The sequence below is a fragment of the Pseudomonas sp. H2_D02 genome, from assembly GCF_054677635.1.
In genome coordinates, this window is record NZ_CP162816.1 from 844,000 (window position 1) to 866,407 (window position 22,408).

Here is a 22,408-nt window from a genome sequence, read left to right on the forward strand (position 1 = left end):
ACTGATCAAGTCAACAACGGATAGCTCAAACGTCATTGAGGACGCAGGATGATTCCCAGGTTTTTACTCGCAGTCGCCGCAGCGCTTCTGCTGACGGCGTGTGCCAAGGATGCGGCCCCACCCCAGCCCGAAGAAGCTGAGGCCGAAACCGCCGCCATCGAGTTGCATTTCCATGCCATTGCCGGCCTCAACCCCGGCGCCACCGGCCAGCCGGCCCCGGTCCGGGTGCGCATTTTCGAACTGAAGAATGCCGCGACCTTTGGCCGTTCGGATTATTTCGCCTTGGCCGAGCGAGCCCAGGCCACCCTCGGCGCCGACCTGATCGACCAGGACGAAGTGCTGATCCAGCCCGGCCAGCAATTGAGCCTGCAACGCGACCTCGACCCTTCAACGCGGCACATCGGAATCCTGGTGGGCTATCGCGAGCTGGACCAGTCGCTGTGGCGCACGGTGATGAATGTCCCGCCGCGCGAATACACCGAATACCAGATCAGCCTCGACGTGCGCGCCGTGCGCAGCGCCGTCGTCGTTACCCCATCCAGCCCTGCCCAATAAGCAATCGGAGCCCCCATGTCCTGGAACAATCGCGTGGTCTGGTCGGAAGGCATGTTCATTGGAACGCAGCACTTCCAACAGCATGACCGTTACCTGGAAAACCTCATCGACGCACGCAGCCGCCCCTTGTCGGCCGGCGCCTGGGGTTTTTCCGAATTGCTGATCGACCAGGGCCTGCTGGCCCAGGGCAAGCTGGCGATCATTTCGGCGCGGGGCCTGTTGCCGGACGGCACGCCGTTCAACATTCCCCAGGATGACCTGGCGCCAACGCCGCTGAACGTCGATGACAACCTGCGCGATGGCCTGGTCTACCTGGCCTTGCCGCTCAAGCGCGCCGGTGCCCGCGACACCGTGGACGAAGGCGAGGACCTCGGCGCTGCACGTTATGTAAGCCAGGTGTGCGAAGTGCGCGACGACAACGCGCCGTTCGAAAACCGCGCGCCGGTGGCCCTCGGCTCGCGGGCCCTGCGGTTGTTGACCGAGCAGGATGGCATCGGCGACTACGCCGCCATCGGCGTGGTGCGCATCAAGGAAAAACGTGCCGACCGTGCGTTGGTGCTCGACGATGTCTACATCCCGCCGCTGCTGGATGTCATCGCCTCCAAGCCATTGGCGGCGTTCCGCAGTGAACTGCTGGGCCTGCTGCATCAACGTGGCGAAGCCCTGGCCGGGCGGGTGGTGGCGTCCGGTGCCGGTGGCGCCTCGGAGATCGCCGATTTCATGCTGCTGCAACTGGTCAACCGCGCCCAGCCGCTGATCCAGCACCTGAGCCAGTTGAGCCCGCTGCACCCCGAGCGTTTCTACAGCGAACTGGTCAGCCTGGCTGGCGAGTTCTCCACCTTCACCGCCTCCGGCCGACGACCGCAGCAATATCCGCCTTACCAGCACGATGACCTGGCGCTCAGCTACGCGCCGGTGATGCAGGCCCTGCGCGAAGCCTTGTCGATGCTGATCGACAGCAAGGCCACGCCGATCCCGATTGTCGAGAAAGCCTACGGCATCCACGTGGCGATGCTGGCCGACAAGACCCTGCTCGACAGCGCCAGCTTCATTCTCGTGGTGCGCGCCGATGTGCCCGCCGAAACCCTGCGCGGCCGCTTTGGCCAGCAGAGCAAGGTCGGTTCGGTGGAGCACATCCGCGACCTGGTCAACCTGCAACTGCCGGGCATCGGCCTGCTGCCGTTGCCGGTGGCGCCACGGCAACTGCCGTACCACGCCGGTTCCACCTATTACGAATTGGACCGGGGCAGCGACCACTGGCAGCAACTCAGCAACTCCGGTGGCTTTGCGTTCCATATCGCCGGCCAGTTCCCAGGGTTGAACCTGGCGTTCTGGGCGATCCGAGGATAAACCGCGATGAGCAACGACGATCGTACCCAGTTCATGCCGACGCCCGGTGGCCGTGGCGCGGATCCGTTCCGTCCGGACCCGGCACGCCAGCAGCCGGCACCCGCGCCGGCGCCGTTGTCGATGCCGGCCGCGCCAGTCCTGACCGGCAAGGCCCAAGGCCTCAATCCGCTGGAAAGCGCCGCTGGCCCGTTGCTGGCCCTGCTGACGCGCCTGCGCAACACCATCGCCCACCCGGCGCCGGCCAGTTTGCGCGCGCAACTGCTGGCGTACCTGCGCCAGTTCGAAGAGCGCGCCGAGGCCGCCGGCGTGGTGCGCAACGACGTGTTGCTGGCCCGCTACGCCTTGTGCACCGCGCTCGATGAGGCGGTGTTGAGCACCCCCTGGGGCGGCACCAGCGACTGGGGCAAGCAAAGCCTGTTGATCACCGTGCACAACGAGGCCTGGGGCGGCGAGAAGGTGTTCCAGCTGCTGGAACATTGCCTGCAAAGCCCGCGCGAGCGCCTGTATCTGCTGGAGCTGCTGTACCTGTGCATGTGCCTCGGTTTCGAAGGCCGTTACCGGGTAATGAATGATGGCCGCAGTCAACTGGAAGCCTTGCGCGAGCGTACCGCCGGCGTCATCCGTAGCGCCCGTGGCGACTACGAGCGCGAGTTGTCGCCGCACTGGCGCGGCGTCACCGTGGCCCGCGATCGACTGGCGCAATTCATGCCGCCGTGGATTGCCGTGGCCATCGGTGTGGCTTTGCTGCTGGCGCTGCTGTTCGGCCTGCGCATGAAACTGGCCGCCGATGCCGAGCCGGTGTTCAAGAACATCCATTTCCTCGGTGAAATCCCGGTGCAGACCATTGACCGTCCGGTGGTGCAGCCGAAAGTGATCGAGCGCCCACGCCTGGCCGGTTTCCTTGCCGATGAAATCCGCTCCGGCAAGGTCGCCGTGGAAGACGCCGTCGATCGCTCGGTGGTGACCATCCGTGGCGATGAACTGTTCGCCTCCGGCAGCGCGAGCATCAAGGATGATTTCCAACCGCTGATGCTGCGCATCGCCGATGCCGTGCGCAAGGTCAAGGGCCAGGTGCTGGTGACCGGCCACAGCGACAATCGTCCGATTGCCACGTTGAGGTTCCCGTCCAATTGGGCCTTGTCCGAGGCACGGGCGCGGTCGGTGCTGGACATTCTTTCGGCCAAGACCGGCCAACCCGAGCGCTTCAGCGCCGAGGGCCGCAGCGACACCGAACCGTTGGCGTCCAACGCCACGACCGAGGGACGTGCGCGCAATCGTCGGGTTGAAATCACAGTGTTGGCGGAGGGGGTCGAGTGAAGGCGTTTTTCAGTTTCATGATCCGCTGGGTCATTCCATTGCTGGGGCTGATTGCCCTGAGCCTGATCATCTGGTTCGTTGGCCCGCTGCTCGATTGGCTGGTGCCAGAAGGGCGGCGCTGGACGTTGATCATCCTGGTGTTCGCGGTGTGGATCGCCTACCGGGTGTTCCGCATTATCCAGGCCCGCCGCCAGGCCGCAGAAGTGATGCGCAGCCTGGCCGCGCAGACCCCGCCCGACCCGACCAGCATCGCCACCGCCGAAGAACTCGAGACCCTGCGCCAGCGCATGGACGAAGCCTTGGCCTTGCTCAAGAAAGCCAAGCTCGGCGGCGACGAGCGTCGCAACCTCTACGAACTGCCGTGGTACGTGATCATCGGCCCGCCGGGCTCGGGCAAGACCACAGCGCTGGTCAACTCCGGCCTGCATTTCCCGTTGGCCGCGCAACTCGGTGCCGGTGCCGTGCGCGGTGTCGGCGGCACGCGCAATTGCGATTGGTGGTTCACCGACCAGGCGGTGCTGCTCGACACCGCTGGCCGCTACACCACTCAAGACAGCGACGCGACCGTCGACAAGGCGGCGTGGCTGGGTTTCCTTGGCCTGTTGAAGAAGCAACGGGCGCGTCGGCCGATCGATGGCGCGTTCATCGCCATCAGCCTTTCGGACCTGCTGTTGGGCAGCGACGCCGAACGCGCCGCCCACGCCGCAGCGATTCGCCTGCGGATCCAGGAGTTGTACACCCAGCTAGGCGTGCGTTTCCCGGTCTACCTGATGCTGACCAAGCTCGACTTGGTGCCGGGCTTCATGGAGTACTTCGACAGCCTGAGCAAGGAAGAGCGCGCCCAGGTCTGGGGCATGACCTTCGCCCTGGACGATGGCAAGAGCAACGACAGCCCGTTGGCGCACCTGCAAAGCGAATTCACCTTGCTGGAGCAGCGTCTCAACGACCGCCTGGTGGAACGCCTGCAACAAGAACGCGACCCGGCGCGGCGCGACCTGATCTACGGCTTCCCGCAGCAGTTCGGGGCGTTGAAGGACTGCCTGCAAAGCTTCCTCGACGGCGTGTTCAAACCCAACGCCTTTGAAGAGCGGGTGTTGCTGCGCGGTGTGTATTTCACCAGCGGCACCCAGGAAGGCAGCCCGATCGATCGCCTGATCGGCTCCATGGCCCAGAGCATGAACCTGGACCGCCAGCACCTGGCGCGCCAGACCGGCACCGGGCGCAGTTACTTCATCGAAAAACTCTTCAGCGCCGTGGCGTTTGCCGAGCGCGGACTGGTGGGTGTCGATCCGAAGGTCGAGCGTCGACGCAAATGGATCGCCCGTGGTGTGCTCGCGTCCACCGTCGTGCTGGTGTTGGTGGTCAGCACGTTGTGGTGGGTCAGCTACCGCGCCAACCAGGCCTACATCGCCCAGGTCGATCAGAAAGTCGCGCCGCTGGGCCAGACCGTGCAGAACCTCAGCCCGGCCCAGCGCGACGTCCTTGCGGTGTTGCCACTGCTCAATGCCGTCAAGCATTTGGCCGGCGACGCGCCCGACTGGGCTGAAGGCCTGGGCCTGTATCAGGGCGACATGCTCGAAGCCGAGTCCGGCAGCGTCTACCGCAAGCTGTTGATCGCGGTGTTCGCGCCACGCCTGCTGACGCGCATCGAAGAGCAACTGCACAGCGGCGGCAATTCGGACTTCCTCTACGAAGGCTTGAAGGCTTACCTGATGCTCGCTGATAACGAGCATTACGACGCCGACTTCATCAAGGCCTGGATCGCCCTGGATTGGGACCGCAGCCTGCCACGGGATTTGCCGGCCGAGCAGCGCCTGGCCTTGACCGGGCATTTGCAGGCGCTGTTCGAGCGGCGTCCGCCGACCGCGCGCCTCGACCCGCGCCTGATCGAAGACCTGCGTCGCCAGCTGCAACAACTGCCGGTGGCCCAACGCGTCTACGACCGCATCAAGCGCCAGAAGCTGCCCGAAGGCATCCCGGACTTTCGCATCAACGAAGCCGCCGGGCGTGACGCCGCGTTGGTGTTCAGCCGCAAGAGTGGCAAGCCATTGGGCGAACCGTTGAGCGGGTTCTTCACCGTCAAGGGCTACCGCCAGGGCTTCCTGCTCAGCAGCCTGAGCCAGACCGGCACCCTGGCTGAAGAGCAATGGGTACTGGGCCACGAAGCGGCCGACCAGCAGAACGTCGCCAGCCTGGCCGCCGATGTGCGTCGCTTGTACTTCCAGGACTACATGCGCCAATGGGACGCCTTGCTGGCCGACATCGACTTTGTGCCGATCACTAGCGTGGCCCAGGCCGCCGACGTGCTGCGGGTGATTTCCGGCCCGACCTCGCCGTTGAAAAAGCTGCTGGTGGCGGTGGCGAAGGAAACCGACCTGCAACAGGATGAACGCCTGCTGGCCGCACAAGGCGCGCCGGTGGAAGGTGGCGTGGACAAGCTCAAGGAACGCCTGGGCAGCCTGCTCGGCCAGGAACAGGCGACGTCGAACGCGCCGGCGGCGAGCGATGACCCGATCACCGCGCATTTCGCCGAGCTCAACAGCATCGTCAACAAGAACGAAGGCGAACCTGCGGCCATCGACGGCCTGCTATCCGACATGAACGCGCTGTACGTGCAAGTCAGCGCCATGGTCGGTGCCAGCGGCGATGCCTTGCTCGGCGAGGCCAAGAACCAGGCGTCGGCCGCCGCGACCCGCGTCAGTCTCAATGCCGAACGCCAGCCGCCGCTGGTGCAGGGCCTGGTCAAGTCGGTGGTCAACTCCACCACCAACACCATGATGGGCGGGGTGCGCAATCAACTGAACGCCGCCTGGACCAGCGAAGTGGTGAACATCTATCGCCAGTCCCTGGCCGGGCGTTATCCGATGTCGCCGGGCAGTGCGCGGGACGCGACCCTGGATGACTTCGGCCAGTTCTTCGGCGTCGGCGGGGTGATGGACAACTACTTCCGCAAATACCTGCAACCGTACGTGGACACCTCGACGCAGACTTGGCGCTGGCAGCCGGGCGCGGCGCAGAAGCTCGGGATTTCCCCGGGTGTGCTGCAGACCTTCCAGCGTGCGGCGACCATCCGCGATGCGTTCTTCCGTTCCGGCGGCACGCAGCCGATGGTGCGCTTCGAGCTCAAGCCGGTGGCGATGGATTCGACCATCACTCAATTCCTCCTCGACCTCGACGGCCAGCAGTTGAGCTACGACCACGGCCCGAGCCGCCCGACCGCCATGCAGTGGCCGAACCCGGGCAGCATTGGCGTAGTGCGGATCTCGATCATGCCACCGTCGTCCAGCGGTCGTTCCGGCATCACCCTGGACGGGCCGTGGGCCTGGTTCCGCCTGCTGGAGCAATCGGACCTGACCGCCGGCAACTCGCCGGACCGCTTCAACCTGCGGCTGCGGGTCGATGGCGCCAGCGCCTCTTACGAGTTGCGCGCCAACAGTGCGTTCAACCCGTTCAAGAGCCGAGTGCTCAGCGGTTTCAGCCTGCCGGAGCGTCTATGAGTACGCCGGGCTTCTATGGAAAGTTGGCCAGTCGCGGGGACTTCGTCAGTCGCGGCTTGCCCCAGAGCTTTATCGGGCCGTGGGACTCCTGGCTGGCGGCGGGTTTGCTCGCCAGCCAGACCAGCCTCGGCGAGCGTTGGCTGGACGCCTATCTGGTCAGCCCGCTGTGGCGCTTCATGGTCGCGCCCGGCGTGTGCGGGCCGGACGCTGCCGTTGGCGTAGTGATGCCGAGCATCGACCGGGTCGGGCGCTATTTCCCGTTGACCATCGCGGTATTGCTGGACCCGGATGCAGACCCGGCCTCGGTGGTCGGTGGCGCGGACGACTGGTTCGAGCGGGTCGAGAACCTTTTGCTGAGCACATTGAGCGTCGAGGCCAGTTTCGAGGCATTCAACGAACAGCTGGAAAACCTGGGTAGCCCGATGTACCTGCCGCGCACCCCGAGCAGCCGTTTCGCCAGCCTGCATCGCTTCGATGCCACCGACCCGCAGCGCCGCATGAGCGCCCTGGCCGAGTCGGCCTGCGAAGGCGCGAGCCTGTGGTGGGGCCAGGGTTCGGAGCGCATCGCGCCCGGTTTGATGCGCTGCCAGGGATTGCCGCAGCGGCGGCTGATTTTGCGCAATTTTTGCTCGGCCAAGAAGGTGTTGTGTAGATGCGTCCAAGTGCCGGAAAAGCAATCAAGTCTGCAAGCAAGAGCCATGTCGGGATGGTCCGCCAGGTCAACGAAGACGCCTGTCTGGACCTGCCGGAAAACGGCCTCTGGGTCGTGGCCGACGGCATGGGCGGGCACGCGGCGGGCGACTACGTCAGCAGCCTGATCGTCGACAGCCTGCGCGGCATTGCCGTGGGGCGTTCGCTGGACGAATACGTCGCGGCGCTGCAAAGCGACCTGCTGCGGGTGAACGCCGCCGTGCGCGAAGAAACCGCCAACCGTGGCGTGACCATGATGGGCAGCACCGTGGTGGTGCTGGCCGCCCGCGACCTGCGCGGCATGTGCCTGTGGGCCGGCGACAGCCGCTTGTATCGCTTGCGCGACGGCGTGCTCGAAAGCATTTCCCGGGACCACAGCTACGTCCAGGATTTGCAAGACAGCGGCCTGCTCAGTGAAGCCGAGGCCCGCGTGCATCCGCGCGCCAACATCGTCACCCGCGCCATCGGCGTCGAGGCGCAACTGAACCTGGCGATGACTGAGCTGTTGCTGGTGCCCGGCGACAGCTACCTGTTGTGCAGCGACGGCCTGACCAAGACCGTCGAGGACGAGGAAATCCGTGAAGTCTTGAGCCACGACGAGCCCGGCGAGATCGCCAGCAGCCTGGTGTCCCTGGGCCTGATGCGCGGCGCGCCGGACAACATCACCGTGGTCGTCGTGAAGGTGCCGTCATGAGCTTGACCCTGAACATTGTCATCCCCGGATACGACATCGACGGCGAGATCGGCGAAGGCGCGATGGCCAGCGTGTACCTGGCGACCCAGCGCTCGCTGGAACGCAAGGTGGCGCTGAAAGTCATGGCCGCCGCCCTGGCCGCCGACCCGACGTTTTGCGAACGTTTCCTGCGCGAAGGCAAGACCCTGGCGCGCCTGTCGCACCCGCACACCGTCACCATCCATGACATCGGCAACGTCGGTGAGTTGTATTACATGGCGATGGAATACCTGCCCAACGGCACGCTCAAGGAGCGCATCGCCGCGGGCCTGACGCCGGAGCAGGGCCTGACCTACATCCGCCAGATCGCCTCGGCCCTGGGTTACGCTCACGGCTTGGGCCTGGTCCACCGCGACGTGAAGCCGGCCAACATTCTGTTTCGTGCCGACGGCACGGCGGTGCTCTCGGACTTCGGCATCGCCAAGTCCCTGGACGACCGCACCCAATTCACCCAGGCCGGTTTCGCCGTCGGCACACCGAGCTACATGAGCCCGGAACAGGCCCGAGGCCAAGACATCGATGGCCGCGCCGACCTGTACGCCCTGGGTGTGGTGCTCTACGAAATCCTCGTCGGCAAGCTGCCATACACCGGCAGTGACGCGCTGTCGACGGCGCTGGCACACCTGACCGAACCCTTGCCGGAACTGCCGGTGCATCACGGCCGTTACCAGGACGTGTTGCGCAAGCTGCTGGCGAAGGATCCGGCGGAGCGCTTCCCGGACGCGGCGGCGTTGCTGCGGGCGTTGGACAATTTGCCCCAGGAATCGTCGGAAGCGACGCTGATCCGGCCGTTGTCGTTTGAACTGCCTGCCGTGCCGCCTCCGGTGGATGACTTGGCGGGATTGACGCCCATGTCCATCGACATTCCCAGCGGGCCCGCGCAACCGCAGTCGCAGCCACAACCCAAGCCTGTTCCGCCGCCGGCCAAGCCGACGCCGCAGTCCACCGTGTCGGAGCAGCGCAAGGGGCCGGTGTTCGCCCTGGCGGCTGTCGCGGTTGCCGTGGCGCTGGCGTTGGGCGGCGCGGGTTATTGGTGGTTGGCTGGCGGCGATGGCAAGGAAGTGAAGACGCCGGTGGCCAAGACAACATCGGTCAAGCCTCCGGAGGTCGCCCCACCGAAAGCCCCCGAGGTACCTGCGGTCAAGCCTCCCGTCGCCCCTCCAGCCCAGCCGCCCGTGGCGACCGAGGCCGACGGCGGCCAGCGTCCGCTGCTGATGGCCGGCAAGAAAACCCTGTTCCAGCGCGTGCTCAGCAAGCCGGGAGCGAAGTTGGCCGCCGAACCGGGCGCCGCGCCGGACAAGGCTTTGCCGGCGTTTTCCGTGTTGTATGTCTACCAGCGCAAAGACGTGGATGGCAGCGGATGGGTGCGCGTCGGCGCGGCCACCGACGGACGCAGCGACGGCTGGTTGCCCGCCGCCCAGGTCAGCGACTGGAAACAGAGCCTGGTGCTCAAGTTCACCGAGCGCTCCGGCCGTGCGCCGGTGATGTTCCTGCGCCAGCCCGGCGAGGTGGAGAAGCTGCTGGCCAATCCGTCGGCGGCCAAGAACGTGTTGCTCAAGGCCCAGCAGAGTCCCCAGGACGACCAGCAAGTGCTGGCCCTGGAACCGGCCGCCAGCGCCGTGCCGCAGAACCAGTTCTACCTCTTGCCGATCTTCGATTCCCGCGAGAGCTTCGACGACAACGGCCAGCCGGTGCAGTTGTTGAACGTGGCCTCTATCGACCCGGGCAACATCCCCAAGGCTTCGGGCAACACACCGATCACCACCGCCAACGCCGACGCGTTCCGCACCGCCGTGGTGCTGGTGGTGGACACCACCGTGTCGATGCAGCCCTACATCGATCAGGTCCGTGACGTGGTGCACCAGCTGCAGACCCGCATCGGCGAACGCGGCGAACTCGACAGCGTCAGTTTCGGCATGGTCGGTTTTCGCAGCAGCATCAAGAAAACCCCGGGCCTGGAGTACACCGCCAAGACCTTGATCACCCTGGAACAGGGCCGCGACCCGCAACGCTTCCTGGAGATGGCGCGGCAGGTCAAGGCCTCCACGGTGTCGAGCCATTCGTTCAACGAAGATGCGTTCGCCGGGGTCATGGAAGCCGTCGAAGGCATGGACTGGTCCGGCTACGGCGGACGCCTGATCCTGCTGGTCACCGATGCCGGTGCGCTGCGCAAGAACGACCCGTTCGCCGCCACGCAAATGAACGAGGCCGAAGTGCGCCAGGCGGCGCTGGGCAAGCAGATCAAGATCTATGCGCTGCACCTGCTCAGCGACGCCGGCAAGAAGACCCACGCCGGCGCCCAGAGCCAATACCGCACGCTGACCGCCGACGCCAACCCGCAGATCGGCGACCTGTACATCCCGGTGCCGGGCGCCGATGTGCGCAAGTTCGGCGAGCGCGTCGACGAGATCGGTTCGGTGTTCGCCGACCTCGTCCATCAAGTGCGCAGCAATAAGCCGCAGAGCGTGCCGTTGCTCAGCGCCGCGCCAAGCCTGACCGACAAATCGGCAGCGGTCGGCTACGCAATGCACATGGATTTCCTGGGGCGCAAATCCGCCAGCCAGGCGCCGCAACTGGTCAGCGCCTGGACCGCCGACCGTGACCTGACCAACCCGGCGCTGCCGGCATTCCAGGTCTGCGTGATGCTGACCAAGCTGCAACTCAACGATCTGCAACAGTCGCTGAAACTGATCGTCGACGCGGCGCGCAAGACCCAGAGTTCACCCAAGGACTTCTTCCAGGAAATCGCCAGCGCCAGCGCCTACATGAGCCGCGACCCGTCGGCCCTGCGCAAGGGTGGCAACCTCGCCACCGGCGGGATTCTCGGCGAGTACCTGGAAGGGCTGCCGTACCGCAGCAAATCGCTGAACATGACCCAGGACTTGTGGCTGTCGTTGAGCGTCGCCGAGCAGGAGGATTTCATCGACGAGCTGGAGTCGAAGATCCGCCTCTACGAAACCTTCCACAATGACCTCGCCAACTGGGTGCGCTTCGGCGATGCCGAGCCGGGCGATGCGTTGTACCGCGTTCCGTTGTCGACGCTGCCGTGATGCTGAACCTGAGCGCGGTGCACAAAAGCCGGGGCGCCGACGGCCAACGCTACAGCCTGGTGATACCCCGGCTGCAACTGCGCGCCGGTGAACAACTGGCGGTGGTCGGCCCCAGCGGCTGCGGCAAGAGCACCTTGCTGGACTTGCTGGCGCTGGTGCTGGCGCCGGATCAGGCCGGGCAGTTCGACTTCACGCCCGCCAACGCGCCGCTGGACATCGCCAAACTGTGGCGTGCGTCGCAACAAGGCACCTTGGCCGAGCTGCGCAGCCGTCACCTGGGCTATGTTCTGCAAACCGGTGGCCTGCTGGGCTTCCTGGACGTACGCGGCAACATCGAGTTGTCGCGCAAATTGCTGGGCTTGAAGGATGACGGCAGCGTGAAGCGCCTGGCCGGACAATTGGACATTGCCGATCAACTGGACAAGAAACCGGCGGACCTTTCCGTCGGCCAGCGCCAGCGGGTCAGTTGCGCCCGGGCGTTGGCCCATGGCCCGCGCCTGCTGCTGGCCGATGAGCCGACCGCCGCCCTCGACCCGCTGAACGCCGAACGCGTCATGCAATTGCTGGTCACCCAGGCCCGCGAGCACGGCGTGTGCTGCGTGGTTGCCACCCATGACGAAGCGCTGGCCCGCGCCAGCGGCTTGCAGGTGCGCCGCATCAGTTGCCGTCGCGATGTCGACGGTGGCGTGACGGCCACGCTCGGGGAGGCTTGCTGATGCGCGGCGCGCTGGTGGCTTCCCTGGCCTGGCAGGATTACCGCAACGACGCCTGGCTGTCGGCGTGTTCGGTGCTGGCGTTGGTGGCTGTGGTGGCGCCGTTGCTGGTGCTGTTCGGCCTGAAGTTCGGCCTGGTCAGCAGCCTGACCGAACGCCTGCAAAACGACCCGGCCACCCGGGAAATCATTCCCTTGGGCGGCGGCCGCTTCAGTGCCGGATTCGTTGAACAGTTGGCGCAGCGCAGTGATGTGGCGTTTGCCTTGCCGCGCACCCGACAGATCGCGGCCACGGCGGACCTGAGCAGCGAGGCTGCCGCCGTCACGGTCGAGATGATTCCCACTGCCGCTGGCGACCCTTTGTTCGATCACCTGCCGGTGCCACAAGGCTTGGATCAAGTGGTGCTCAGCCAGACTGCTGCTGAAAAGCTCGGCGCCAAGGCCGGTGATTGGTTGCAGGCCAGTTTCGGTCGGCAGGTGGCCGGTCGCAGCGAGGCGCAGCGCACGCGGGTTCAGGTGTTGAACGTGCTGCCGCTGGAAGCCTTTGCGAGGGACGGTTTGTTCGCACCGTTGGCCTTGCTCGAAGCCGCGGAAGATTACCGTGACGGTCGCGCCGTGCCCGCGTTCGGTTGGCCGGGCGATGCGGTGGGCGAGGCCGGGCAACGGGTCTATCCGGCGTTTCGCTTGTACGCGCGCAACTTGGGCGATGTCGAGCCGCTGCGCCAGTTCTTCGCCGGGCAGAACCTGTTGGTGTCGACCCAGGCCCAGACCATCGCACAAGTGCAATCGTTGAGCCGCAACCTGTCGATCGTGTTCTGGATCATCGCCGGGTTGGCGTTGGCCGGCGCCTTCGCGGCGATCTTTGCCGGTGCCCTGGCGGCGGTCGAACGCAAGCGCCGCGAGCTGTCGGTGCTGCGCCTGTTGGGGGTTTCCACCGCGGCACTGTTGTTGTTCGTGGTGTTGCAGGCGCTCTACAGCGCCACGTTTGCGGCCCTGCTGAGCGCTGGCCTGTATGGCCTGGCGCAGTCGGGCCTGAATCTTTTATTTGCGCAGATGCCCGGCGAGTACGCCAGCCATCTGCTGGTGCGTCATTACACCTTGGCCCTGGTGGCCGTGCTCGGCGTCAGCGCCGTCGCGGCGGCTTGCGGTGGTTGGCGGGTGGCGCGCATCCAAGCGTCTGAAGGAATTCGCGATGTATAAGTTATTGGGCGCCGCCGTGGCGCTGAGCCTGGCCAGTCTGGTCTGGGCGGATGAGGGCACGGACAAGCTGGACAATCCCAAGCCGTTGCCCGACGACGTCAGCCTGCCGCTGCCGTGTGAAGGGCAGATGGTGTTCCGCTACGTCTATATCCTCGCCCAAGGCACCCTGGACGACCGCGAGATCAGCCTCGGCTACCCGTTCAGCGAAGGCGAGGCGGGCTATCAACAGTCGTTCATTTCCGGCTACCGGCGCGACTTCATCAACGGCCAGTTCACCCTCAAGGACCTGCCCAAGGACTGGAACAAGACCATCACGCCGTTGATGCCCAAGACCGACGCCAAGACGCCGCTTAAGCCGATGCTGTACTTCATCGGCAAGTACGAAGTCACCGCTCGCCAGTACGCCCAGGTCATGGCGCAGGCGCAGTCGCTGGCCAGTGGCGAAGCGGCGCCGGCCTGCGAGGCGCTGTTGGCCGAGTTGCCCCAGGGCATGGCCGGGCGCTTGCCCAAGGTGAAGCTGTCGAAGTTCGAGGCCGAGCGCTTCTCGGCGGTGTACAGCGCCTGGCTGATGAAATACCACAAGGATCTGCTGCCGGTGAGCGGTCGCGGCACTTCCGCCGAAGACGGCGGCCTGGGCTTCGTGCGCCTGCCCACCGAAGTGGAGTGGGAATTCGCCGCCCGGGGCGGACAAGCCGTCAGCCGCCAGGACCTGGAAGGCCGACTCTTTCCACGACGCCTGGAAGGCAGCGAAAGCGACGGGCCGCTGGCCGATTGGGCGGTGTTCAACCAGGTCGCCGGCGGCACCGGCCAAGCCGCGCGGCTGATGCCCATCGGCACCAAATTGCCGAACCCCATCGGCCTGTTCGATGTGGTCGGCAACGCCGCCGAGATGGTCCAGGAATCGTTCCAGTTGGTGCACGCCGGTCGCCGCCAGGGCGCCTATGGCGGCTTCGTGGTCAAGGGCGGTAATTATCTGGAAGGCGAGGGCACGCTGTTCACCGGCATGCGCCGCGAGTACCCGTTATTTGCTGCCGACGGCACTGAGCAAAGCAACGAAACCACCGGTTTTCGGGTGGCCGTCGGCGCGTTGTCTGCGCCGCGTTCGCGCTACAAGGAATTGTTCGCCCAGTGGCAGAAGGAGGGCCGACTCGCGTCCTTGACCGATGCCATCGACGACGCCGACGACCCGACCAAGCGCCTGGACAGCATCATCTCCGCGAGCACCGATCCGCGCCTGCAAGCCGAGTTGGGCCTGGTCAACGAAGAGCTCAAGCGCAACGTCTCGCTCATCGCCCAGCAACGCGAAGAAGCGGCGGGTAACCTGATCCAGTCTTCGGCGCTGGTGGCCGAGACCATCAACAACTACAACATCCGCCTGACCAATCTGCAGAACAGTCGGCAGGCGGCCTTGGATGCCAAGGACGAGGCCAGCGCCACGCTGTTCGCCACGGCCATCGACAACGGCCGCAGTGCGCTGGACGGCGCGGTGGCGATCTACATCGACAACCTGGCAACCGGCACGCGCTACACCGATGCCGTGATCCAGGCGCAGTTCCAGCGCATCAAGGAAGAGCTTGAGCGCAAACCGGTACTGGGCAAGAGCCTGGTGGCGCGTGCAACGTTATTCGTTCGTCATGTCGGGGATTATCGTCAGCAGAAACGAGCCGACCCGGCGGCGATATTGAAGGAATTGCTCGCATCGAATGCTCAGCGGTCTTGAGTGTTCGTTGTCAGCGAGCTTGGAAGGGACTCAGGCGGCGATAGGGCTGCGCTGAGCTGGTCAAAACTTAAACGAGAACACAACTATGCTTTTCTCCCGTAAACCTTTTGCTTCGGTTTCCAAGCGTCATTTGCTGCTGGTCGCTGTTGGCTTCAGCACCGTACTGACCGGCTGCGCTTCGTCGCCGACCTCCAAGGTCGCTTCGAGCACCAAGGTCGAGTACTACCCGAATTGCTACGAGCCGGTGCAGCACCTGCGCTCCACCGAAGGCAACATGACCAAGTCGGTCGTCACTGGCGCAGCCGTCGGTGCCGTCGGTGGTGCGCTGCTGGGCGCCCTGACCGCCGACAAGGAAGACCGTGGTCGCAACGCCGCCATCGGTGCCGCGGGCGGCGCCCTGGCCGGTGGTGCAGCCGGTTACTACACCGAGCGCCAGAAGCAGATCGCCGATGACAACATGCGCATCGCTTCCTACGCTGCCGACGTCAGCAAGAGCGCTTCGGACATCGACCGCAGCACCGCGTACGCCAAGGCTTCGCAACAGTGCTACCAGAACGCGTTCAGCAAACTGGTTGCCGACCGCAAGGCCAAGACGGTCAACGACACCGAGGGCCGCAAGCGCCTGGCGGAAATCGTTGCCGGCCTGAAAGAGTCCAACGACCTGATCGTCGCGGTGAACGGCAAGGCGTCCGAAGACCTGAACAACTACACCCAGGCTTACGAGAAAGACCTGCAACAAGTGGGCGTGCAGCGCACTGACGTGGTGACCGTGGCCACTGCTGACACCACGCAGGTTGTGGCGGCGCAGACCAGCACCAAGACCAAGAAGAAAGTGACGCCGGCGAAGAAGAAAGAACTTCCAGTGGTGCCGAAAGAAGCGGTCGCTACCGAGAAGACTTTGCAGACCGCCAAGGCCAAGCAGGATGAAAGCAAACAGGTTGCTAGCGCGGGTACTACTCAGGTGAACAGCATGTGCAAGAATCCGGACTTGGGTGACTGGGCTCCGGTGCCTTGCCCGAATGTTTGATCGGGTGCATATCCGTTGCTGCGATGATGGCGGCTGGCGGTTACGCCCTTACGGCGTGTCACTTTTGGCAAACGCCCCAAAAGTAACCAAAAGGTCTTGCCCCACCACTCGGCACCTCGCCTAGGCTCGGTGTGCCCGAACGCAGGCATTGCTCCGTGGGCCGCCGCGAAGGGTCATCCATGACCCAGCGCGGCTAACCCGGCATCCATGCCGGGTTGCCCACTGCGCAATACCTGCGTTCGGCCATCGTGGTTAACGGGGCCTCCAGATCAAAAGCCAAGCCGAGGCGGCCTGATAGCCGACCTGGTTCTAGGTGGGACCGCGTTTCCCTGTGGGAGCGAGCTTGCTCCGGGCGGCGATCCGACGAAGGCGTCGGTTCAGCTTGCCTCTATGTCCGTCCTATCCCTTGGCTGCAGACGCCGCCACCCCCTTCGTCTCCAAATGATCCAACGCCCGCTCGACCAACAACTGCACCCCATCGGCCATGCGACTGATCGCCAGGGCGACGCAACGGCGTGATTCGTCGATGTCGTCGGCCAGGTCGGCGGCGATGGTGCTGATGGAGAGCAGGTCTTCGGAGGCGTTGGCGAGCAGGGTTTCGGTGTCGATGTGCGGGGAGACGATGAAGAGCTGGTCTTTATCGGGTTCCGGCGGTGAGGCGGGGTGGGGCTTGAGGTAGTAGTCGAGGGCGCGGTTGGTGGCGTCTTCGAGGCGTTTTTCTTCGAGTTTTTCGGCGCGGGACTTGTGTTCGTTTTTCGGTGGATTCGGTGAATGCTTGACCATAGTACCAGAGTTGGGGTCGACATCCTTTCGCTTGCATTCGAAGAGGTGGCAACTGTACGTAGGTGTGCAAGACCGGCTGGTACTCCCGGCAGACCCGAAGGCCTCCCACGCACAATTGCCATAACGGACGCGAGCATAAAAAAATGCTCGATCAATAGCCATAACCAATTGCGTACCAATCCGGACTTGCACGTCCGTGTCACCGTTTTTTGCGATGACGAACAGAGGTTAGCGGCCCTCGGTACCGCTGCCTAGTTCATGAACAGCTCGCCGTTTTGAAGGAAATGTCCGACGAGTCTGAAGGCCAACGAATGACGCTTCTAAACGTGACTTGGCGGTCATCATGCGCAAAAGATGGCCGATCTTCCGCAAACTGGATTCGATGATGGCGTTCTTCTGAAGAATCGCTAAACTGCGCCAGCCGTTCATTTTTCTCACGAGGCTGTGCCGATGAAATTTCGTTTCCTGTTGTGGCTGCTGGGGTGGTTGATGGGCAAGGCCAGCCGCACCAATCCGGCGTTCCAGCAGCAGTTGGGCGACAAGGAGCTGGTGTTCCAGCTGCAAACCCTGGACGGCAAGGTTGCCCGGCACTTCACCGTGAAGAACCAGCGCATCACCAGCCAGTCGGGTGTTTATCCGACGCCGGCCTTCGCCATCGCGTTCAAGGATGCAGGCTATGGCTTCGCCACGATGCAGGCGAAGAACAAGCAGTTGGCATTCATGACGGGGATCCAGGACAAATCGATCCAGATCAAGGGCAACCCGGCGCTGGTGATCTGGTTTCAGGGGTTGATGAAGTATTTGAAGCCGAGGAAGGCGAAGAAGGCTTGAGCCCAGTGAGTCACTGTTCTGAGAGAGGCTTCTGTGGCGAGGGGATTTATCCCCGCTGGACTGCGCAGCAGGCCCCAAAAAGCTAAGTGCGGTGAGCCTGCTTAACCGGGGGGCTAGGTTTTAGGGCTGCTTCGCAGCCCAGCGGGGATAAATCCCCTCGCCACAACAGCCCATCTGCCGCATTCATTAGTGGCTGAACTGCGAAGCCAGCTCCCGCAGCAGCACTTCAGCCTCAAGCACCTTGCTCACCACATCATCGGCCTTTTCCCGAGTCAGCCCTACGCGATCGAGCAGTGCATCCGGGATCTCTTCGTCCGGACCGGAGCCGATGCTGCGCGAGCGCAGCAGGCGCACGGCCAGGCACACCAGGTTCGGGTAGGCGGCGTATTCGCCGTCGTAGTGGGGGTCGTGCTGGAAGCGCAGGGCGGTGGCCAGTTCGTCGGGCATGTCCCAGTAGCGCATCAGCCAGGCGCCGATCTGCTCGCGGCTGATGCCCAGCAGATGTTGCTCCACGTAGCTGTGGCACAGGTGCGGGTTGACCTCCAGGTGCCGGCAGATCAATGAAAAATGCGGCGGGAAGACGTGGGCCAGCAGCAGGTAGCCGAAGTTGTGCAACAGGCCCGACAGGTAAGTCAGGCCGCCTTCCGGGCGCTGGGCGCGGGGCATGGCGCGGGTCAGGCCTTCGATGACGGCGGCGGTGTAGATCGATTGCTGCCAGTACGGCGTGGTGTGTTGCGGATGGTCCTTGGGCAGGCTCAGGGTCTTGCCCAGGGCCAGCCCCAGCGCCAGGTTTATCACCAGGTCGAAGCCCAGCACGCGGACGATGGCGTCTTCCACCGAGCGAATCTTGCCCGGCGACGCGTAGTACGGCGATGCGGCCCAGCTCACCACTTGTGCGGCCAAGGCCGGGTCGGTTTCGACCACGCCGGTGATGTCGTCGATGGTGGCGTCGGGGTCGACCCGCAGCTTGATGATTTTCTGCGCGGTTTCAGCCAGCGGCGGGATCTCGATGGTCTCTTCCAGCCGTTGCTGGATGCGCCGGGCGGTGAATGCCTGTACCGCTTGGGTGATTTCCTTGCGGTCGTCGTCCGGGCGGTCCAGGTTCGGGGTGATGTTGCTCACAGGTTCGCCGAACGTCGCGGCGCTGGCCTTGGTGAGCATGGTCTTGAAGGCTTCGCTGGAGACCTCCAGCAGCAACCCCGGCTCGCCCGAGTTGATCAGCAGCTTGGGTTCGCGCAGCAGGCCTTCTTCGTACAGGCACGGCGAACTGGTCAGCGCGGGCAGGCCTGGCAACAGGCTCAGGCTGTGTTTGCCGAGCATGCGCTCCAGGCGCTCGGTCGGCACCGCCGTGAGCTTTCGGCCAGTCAGTTCGGCGAGGCGGTTGAGGTCCAGCAATTGGCTTTGCGGAAACAGCACCATGAGCGCGCCAACGGCATCGTGCAGCAACACGGCCTGCACTTTGCGAGCGGGGTTGAGGCCCGGTCGTTCGATGACTTCGTCAAAGGCGATGCCCAATTTCTCGAGCAACTGCCGAATCACAGACGGAGCGTGCGGGGTTTCGGGGACGAGGGCAGCTTCAGTCATGGTCTGTATCCGTTTTCCTACAAGTGGGTCAGTATAACCAGCTTGTCTAGAAGGCGCGTCCAGAAAACTGAGCGCGTGCTCACACTTGGCCGTATTGCTGCCCATGGCGCAGCCAGCGGTCCAGCAGCGGGCTGACATGGTCGGGCCAGCGCTCCAGCAGCGCCTGGGCAGCGTCGCGTACTGCCGGGAGCAGGTCGGCGTCGCGCATCAGGTCGGCCACCTTGAATTGAAGCAGACCCGTCTGGCGCGTGCCGAGCATTTCGCCCGGGCCGCGCAGTTCGAGGTCTTTTTCGGCGATGACGAAACCGTCGTTGGTTTCGCGCATGATCCCCAGGCGCTGGCGCCCGATCTGCGACAATGGCGGATGATAGAGCAAGACGCAATGGCTCGCGGCGCTGCCCCGACCGACGCGGCCACGCAACTGGTGCAGCTGCGCCAGACCCAGGCGCTCGGGGTTCTCGATGATCATCAGGCTGGCGTTGGGTACGTCGACGCCGACCTCGATCACGGTGGTGGCGACCAGCAGTTGCAGGGCGCCGGCCTTGAATTCGGCCATCACTGCGGCTTTTTCGGCGGGCTTCATGCGGCCGTGGATCAACCCGACCTTCAATTCGCCGAGGGCGGCGGTGAGGTCTTCATAGGTGGTTTCGGCCGCCTGGCAGGTTAGTTCTTCCGATTCTTCGATCAGCGTGCAGACCCAATAGGCCTGCCGTCCTTCGGCGCAGGCGCCGCGCACGCGCTCGATCACTTCCACTCGTCGGGTATCGGTGACCAGCACGGTGTTGACCGGCGTTCGACCGGGCGGCAGTTCGTCGAGGATCGAGGTGTCGAGGTCGGCGTAGGCACTCATCGCCAGGGTCCGCGGGATCGGTGTCGCGGTCATGATCAGCTGGTGCGGGCACATCCGCCCGCCGACGCCTTTCTGCCGCAGGGCCAGGCGCTGTTGGACGCCGAAGCGGTGCTGTTCGTCGATGATCACCAGGGCCAGGTTCTTGAACTGCACTTCGTCCTGGAACAAGGCGTGGGTGCCGACCACCATCGGCGCGCCCTCGGCGATCTGCGCGAGGGCGGCGGCGCGGTTCTTGCCCTTGAGCTTGCCGGCCAGCCAGGCGACTTCGATGCCCAGGGGTTCGAGCCAGCGCTGGAAGGTGATGAAGTGTTGCTCGGCGAGGATCTCGGTGGGCGCCATCAACGCCACCTGATACCCGGCTTCCAGCGCTTGCAGGGCGGCGAGGGCAGCGACCACGGTCTTGCCCGCGCCCACGTCGCCCTGGATCAGCCGCAGCATTGGCTCGGGCTGGCTCAGGTCGTAGGCGATTTCGTTGCCGACCCGCTGCTGCGCGCCGGTGGGGGTAAAACCGAGATTGGCCAGGTAGCGAGCCGGCAGCTTCGTCGCCTTGGGCATGGCGGGGGCGCGCAGCGAGCGCAGGCTTTCGCGCAGGCGTTGCTGGGACAGTTGATGAGTCAGCAGCTCTTCGAAGGCGAGGCGATGCTGGGCCCAGTGGTGTCCGAGGGCGAGCTCTTCCACATCCGCGTCGGCAGGCGGGTGATGCAGGTAGCGAATCGCGTCGGCCAGCGGCGCAAGCTGATAATCCCGGGCCAATTCCTTGGGCAGCCAGTCCGGCAGGCTGGTGGGGCCGAGCATTGTCAGGGTTTGCTGGCAGAGTTGGCGCAGGCGCTGTTGGGTCAGGCCTTCGGTGAGCGGGTAGACCGGCGTCAGGGTTTCCGCGACGGGCGGCGGCTCGTCGCCGGTGATGGCGCGGTATTCCGGATGATAGATCTCCAGCCCCGAGGCACCGGGCCGCGCCTCGCCGTAGCAGCGCACGCGGGTGCCACGCTTGAGGCCTTCCTTTTGTGCATTGCTGAAGTGATAGAAACGCAGGCTCAACCCGCCGGTGCCGTCCTGCAGGCGCACCACCAGGCTGCGACGCCGGCCCATGACCACGTCGGCGCCGCTGACGGTGCCTTCCACCACCGCATCCTGCCCGGGCCGCAAATGACCGATGGGCACCACGCGGGTGCGATCCTGATAGCGCAACGGCAGGTGAAACAGCACGTCCTGGAGGTTTTCCAGGCCGACCTTGGCCAGTTTCTCGGCCATGGCTTCACCGACACCCTTGAGTGTCGTCACCGGCACTTTCGACAGCTCAGTCATGGCTACGACTTACTTGGCGGCAGGCGGCTTGGCCACGGAGCACAAGCGGATCGAGTCGGCGAGGATCTCGATGGCCTTGGGTCGCGGGAAGCTGGCGCGCCAGGCGATGGCAACGGTGCGGAACGGCACGGGGGCCGTCAGCGGGCGGACTTCGATCACGCCGGGGGAGTAATGATGGCTGTCCACCGCCGACAACGGCAGGATCGAAATGCCCAGGCCGGAGGCGACCATGTGGCGAATGGTTTCCAGGGAGCTGGATTCCACCGTGGTGTGCTTGGCGCCTTCGCTGCCCTTGGTCAGGGTCGGGCAGGCTTCGAGCACCTGGTCGCGGAAGCAGTGGCCTTCGCCGAGCAACAACAGGCTCTTGTCGTTGAGCAGGGCCGCGTCGATGGTTTTTTTCTGGGTCCAGGGGTGCTGGGCCGGCATCAGGACGTAGAACGGTTCGTCATAGAGCGGCAGGGTCAGGACGTCGGCTTCGTTGAACGGCAAGGCGATGATGATCGCGTCCAGTTCGCCGTTGCGCAGCTTGTCGCGCAGCACGTGGGTGAAGTTTTCTTCGATGTACAACGGCATCTGCGGGGCCACCCGGTGCAGTTGTGGAATCAGGTGCGGGAACAGATACGGCCCGACGGTGTAGATCGCGCCGACTTTCAGCGGGGCGGTCAGCTGGTTCTTGCCGGCCTGGGCCAGTTCGCGAATGCCCTGGGCCTGTTCCAGGACCTTTTGCGCCTGGGCGACGATGCCTTCGCCCACCGGGGTCAGGCGCACGGCGCTTTTGCTGCGCTCGAAAATCAGCACACCGAGTTCGTCTTCAAGCTTTTTCACACCCACCGACAGCGTCGGCTGGCTGACATGGCAACGCTCGGCCGCGTGGCCGAAATGCTGCTCTTGGGCGAGGGTCACGATGTAGCGTAATTCTGTGAGGGTCATGGCGAAACGTCCGTGAAGTTGCGAGCCAAGCATACCGGCTGCAATCGATAGACGCACGTTATCAGACTGGAGGCGCGGTGCGACACTGGCGAATGTCTGTGTGGTCGTTGCCGGATATGAAAAAAGCATCTTTCGATGCCTTTAGGTCGGATGTGCTCATTGTGGCGAGGGAGCTTGCTCCCGCTGGCCTGCGCAGCAGGCCTCTGGTGCGGCGAACGCGGTCTGCCTGATGCAGCACATTCGCTGGTTTTGGGGCCGCTTCGCGGCCCAGCGG

Annotated in this window: 15 protein-coding genes and 1 pseudogene; 12 read left to right on the forward strand and 4 right to left on the reverse strand. The window is 64.6% G+C overall.

Annotated features, from left to right (window positions below):
- The first annotated feature begins 48 nt into the window (after nucleotides 1-48).
- The 11 genes and pseudogenes from tssJ (at nucleotide 49) to tagQ (ending at nucleotide 15,851) form a co-directional block, all read left to right on the forward strand.
- Nucleotides 49-555 (forward strand): type VI secretion system lipoprotein TssJ, encoded by a 507-nt coding sequence (gene tssJ, locus AB4N42_RS03775; protein ID WP_460115884.1) that lies wholly within the window; start codon nucleotides 49-51, stop codon nucleotides 553-555.
- A gap of 15 nt (nucleotides 556-570) precedes the next feature.
- Entirely contained in the window at nucleotides 571-1,905 is a 1,335-nt protein-coding gene (gene tssK, locus AB4N42_RS03780) for a type VI secretion system baseplate subunit TssK (RefSeq protein WP_030138244.1), read from the forward strand.
- Between the two features lie 6 nt (nucleotides 1,906-1,911).
- Nucleotides 1,912-3,222: a DotU family type VI secretion system protein gene (locus AB4N42_RS03785; protein ID WP_460115885.1), complete on the forward strand. Its 1,311-nt coding sequence runs from the start codon at nucleotides 1,912-1,914 to the stop codon at nucleotides 3,220-3,222.
- Complete coding sequence (gene tssM / locus AB4N42_RS03790) at nucleotides 3,219-6,719, forward strand: type VI secretion system membrane subunit TssM (protein ID WP_030138246.1); 3,501 nt, start codon at nucleotides 3,219-3,221, stop codon at nucleotides 6,717-6,719. Before AB4N42_RS03785 ends, tssM begins: the two co-directional genes overlap by 4 nt.
- Nucleotides 6,716-7,371: pseudogene (tagF, locus tag AB4N42_RS03795) on the forward strand (type VI secretion system-associated protein TagF). Before tssM ends, tagF begins: the two are co-directional and overlap by 4 nt.
- Nucleotides 7,372-8,103, forward strand: coding sequence for a PP2C family protein-serine/threonine phosphatase (locus tag AB4N42_RS03800; protein WP_460115886.1), 732 nt, complete (start codon nucleotides 7,372-7,374; stop codon nucleotides 8,101-8,103). It begins immediately after the preceding pseudogene.
- The gene (locus AB4N42_RS03805) at nucleotides 8,100-11,192 is read left to right on the forward strand and encodes a serine/threonine-protein kinase (protein WP_334598527.1); all 3,093 of its coding nucleotides are present in this window, start codon (nucleotides 8,100-8,102) and stop codon (nucleotides 11,190-11,192) included. The genes AB4N42_RS03800 and AB4N42_RS03805 overlap by 4 nt, the downstream gene beginning before the upstream one ends.
- Nucleotides 11,192-11,908 (forward strand): ABC transporter ATP-binding protein, encoded by a 717-nt coding sequence (locus tag AB4N42_RS03810; protein WP_460116369.1) that lies wholly within the window; start codon nucleotides 11,192-11,194, stop codon nucleotides 11,906-11,908. The genes AB4N42_RS03805 and AB4N42_RS03810 overlap by 1 nt, the downstream gene beginning before the upstream one ends.
- Complete coding sequence (locus AB4N42_RS03815) at nucleotides 11,908-13,104, forward strand: ABC transporter permease (RefSeq protein WP_217860634.1); 1,197 nt, start codon at nucleotides 11,908-11,910, stop codon at nucleotides 13,102-13,104. The genes AB4N42_RS03810 and AB4N42_RS03815 overlap by 1 nt, the downstream gene beginning before the upstream one ends.
- Nucleotides 13,097-14,824: a formylglycine-generating enzyme family protein gene (locus AB4N42_RS03820; RefSeq protein ID WP_437127910.1), complete on the forward strand. Its 1,728-nt coding sequence runs from the start codon at nucleotides 13,097-13,099 to the stop codon at nucleotides 14,822-14,824. The genes AB4N42_RS03815 and AB4N42_RS03820 overlap by 8 nt, the downstream gene beginning before the upstream one ends.
- An 85-nt stretch (nucleotides 14,825-14,909) precedes the next feature.
- Nucleotides 14,910-15,851 (forward strand): type VI secretion system-associated lipoprotein TagQ, encoded by a 942-nt coding sequence (tagQ, locus tag AB4N42_RS03825; RefSeq protein ID WP_323155988.1) that lies wholly within the window; start codon nucleotides 14,910-14,912, stop codon nucleotides 15,849-15,851.
- A 399-nt stretch (nucleotides 15,852-16,250) separates the two neighbouring features.
- Here the strand turns inward: tagQ and AB4N42_RS03830 are convergent, their stop codons facing one another.
- A complete protein-coding gene (locus tag AB4N42_RS03830; RefSeq protein ID WP_249876896.1) occupies nucleotides 16,251-16,634 on the reverse strand; it encodes a DUF6124 family protein in 384 nt (127 codons plus the stop codon).
- 450 nt (nucleotides 16,635-17,084) lie between these two features.
- On the opposite strand from AB4N42_RS03830, the gene AB4N42_RS03835 reads away from it, so the two are divergent.
- A complete protein-coding gene (locus AB4N42_RS03835; protein WP_217860632.1) occupies nucleotides 17,085-17,465 on the forward strand; it encodes a helicase in 381 nt (126 codons plus the stop codon).
- A gap of 186 nt (nucleotides 17,466-17,651) precedes the next feature.
- On the opposite strand, the gene AB4N42_RS03840 is transcribed toward AB4N42_RS03835, so the two are convergent.
- The 3 genes from AB4N42_RS03840 to AB4N42_RS03850 form a co-directional block, all read right to left on the reverse strand.
- Complete coding sequence (locus AB4N42_RS03840) at nucleotides 17,652-19,049, reverse strand: aminoacyl-tRNA deacylase and HDOD domain-containing protein (RefSeq protein ID WP_198796206.1); 1,398 nt, start codon at nucleotides 19,047-19,049, stop codon at nucleotides 17,652-17,654.
- A gap of 79 nt (nucleotides 19,050-19,128) precedes the next feature.
- Entirely contained in the window at nucleotides 19,129-21,204 is a 2,076-nt protein-coding gene (recG, locus tag AB4N42_RS03845) for an ATP-dependent DNA helicase RecG (protein WP_431146984.1), read from the reverse strand.
- 9 nt (nucleotides 21,205-21,213) lie between these two features.
- A complete protein-coding gene (locus AB4N42_RS03850) occupies nucleotides 21,214-22,134 on the reverse strand; it encodes a hydrogen peroxide-inducible genes activator (RefSeq protein ID WP_030142183.1) in 921 nt (306 codons plus the stop codon).
- Nucleotides 22,135-22,408 lie beyond the last annotated feature (274 nt).

Excerpts from the sequence above, each read along its gene's own strand:
- tssJ (WP_460115884.1), top strand. The coding sequence starts at position 49 with ATGATTCCCAGGTTTTTACTCGCAGTCGCCGCAGCGCTTCTGCTGACG.
- AB4N42_RS03820 (WP_437127910.1), top strand. The coding sequence starts at position 13,097 with ATGTATAAGTTATTGGGCGCCGCCGTGGCGCTGAGCCTGGCCAGTCTG.
- AB4N42_RS03830 (WP_249876896.1), bottom strand. The coding sequence starts at position 16,634 with ATGGTCAAGCATTCACCGAATCCACCGAAAAACGAACACAAGTCCCGC.
- AB4N42_RS03785 (WP_460115885.1), top strand. The coding sequence starts at position 1,912 with ATGAGCAACGACGATCGTACCCAGTTCATGCCGACGCCCGGTGGCCGT.
- AB4N42_RS03840 (WP_198796206.1), bottom strand. The coding sequence starts at position 19,049 with ATGACTGAAGCTGCCCTCGTCCCCGAAACCCCGCACGCTCCGTCTGTG.
- AB4N42_RS03800 (WP_460115886.1), top strand. The coding sequence starts at position 7,372 with ATGCGTCCAAGTGCCGGAAAAGCAATCAAGTCTGCAAGCAAGAGCCAT.
- tssK (WP_030138244.1), top strand. The coding sequence starts at position 571 with ATGTCCTGGAACAATCGCGTGGTCTGGTCGGAAGGCATGTTCATTGGA.
- AB4N42_RS03815 (WP_217860634.1), top strand. The coding sequence starts at position 11,908 with ATGCGCGGCGCGCTGGTGGCTTCCCTGGCCTGGCAGGATTACCGCAAC.
- AB4N42_RS03805 (WP_334598527.1), top strand. The coding sequence starts at position 8,100 with ATGAGCTTGACCCTGAACATTGTCATCCCCGGATACGACATCGACGGC.
- recG (WP_431146984.1), bottom strand. The coding sequence starts at position 21,204 with ATGACTGAGCTGTCGAAAGTGCCGGTGACGACACTCAAGGGTGTCGGT.
- AB4N42_RS03835 (WP_217860632.1), top strand. The coding sequence starts at position 17,085 with ATGAAATTTCGTTTCCTGTTGTGGCTGCTGGGGTGGTTGATGGGCAAG.
- AB4N42_RS03850 (WP_030142183.1), bottom strand. The coding sequence starts at position 22,134 with ATGACCCTCACAGAATTACGCTACATCGTGACCCTCGCCCAAGAGCAG.
- tagQ (WP_323155988.1), top strand. The coding sequence starts at position 14,910 with ATGCTTTTCTCCCGTAAACCTTTTGCTTCGGTTTCCAAGCGTCATTTG.
- AB4N42_RS03810 (WP_460116369.1), top strand. The coding sequence starts at position 11,192 with ATGCTGAACCTGAGCGCGGTGCACAAAAGCCGGGGCGCCGACGGCCAA.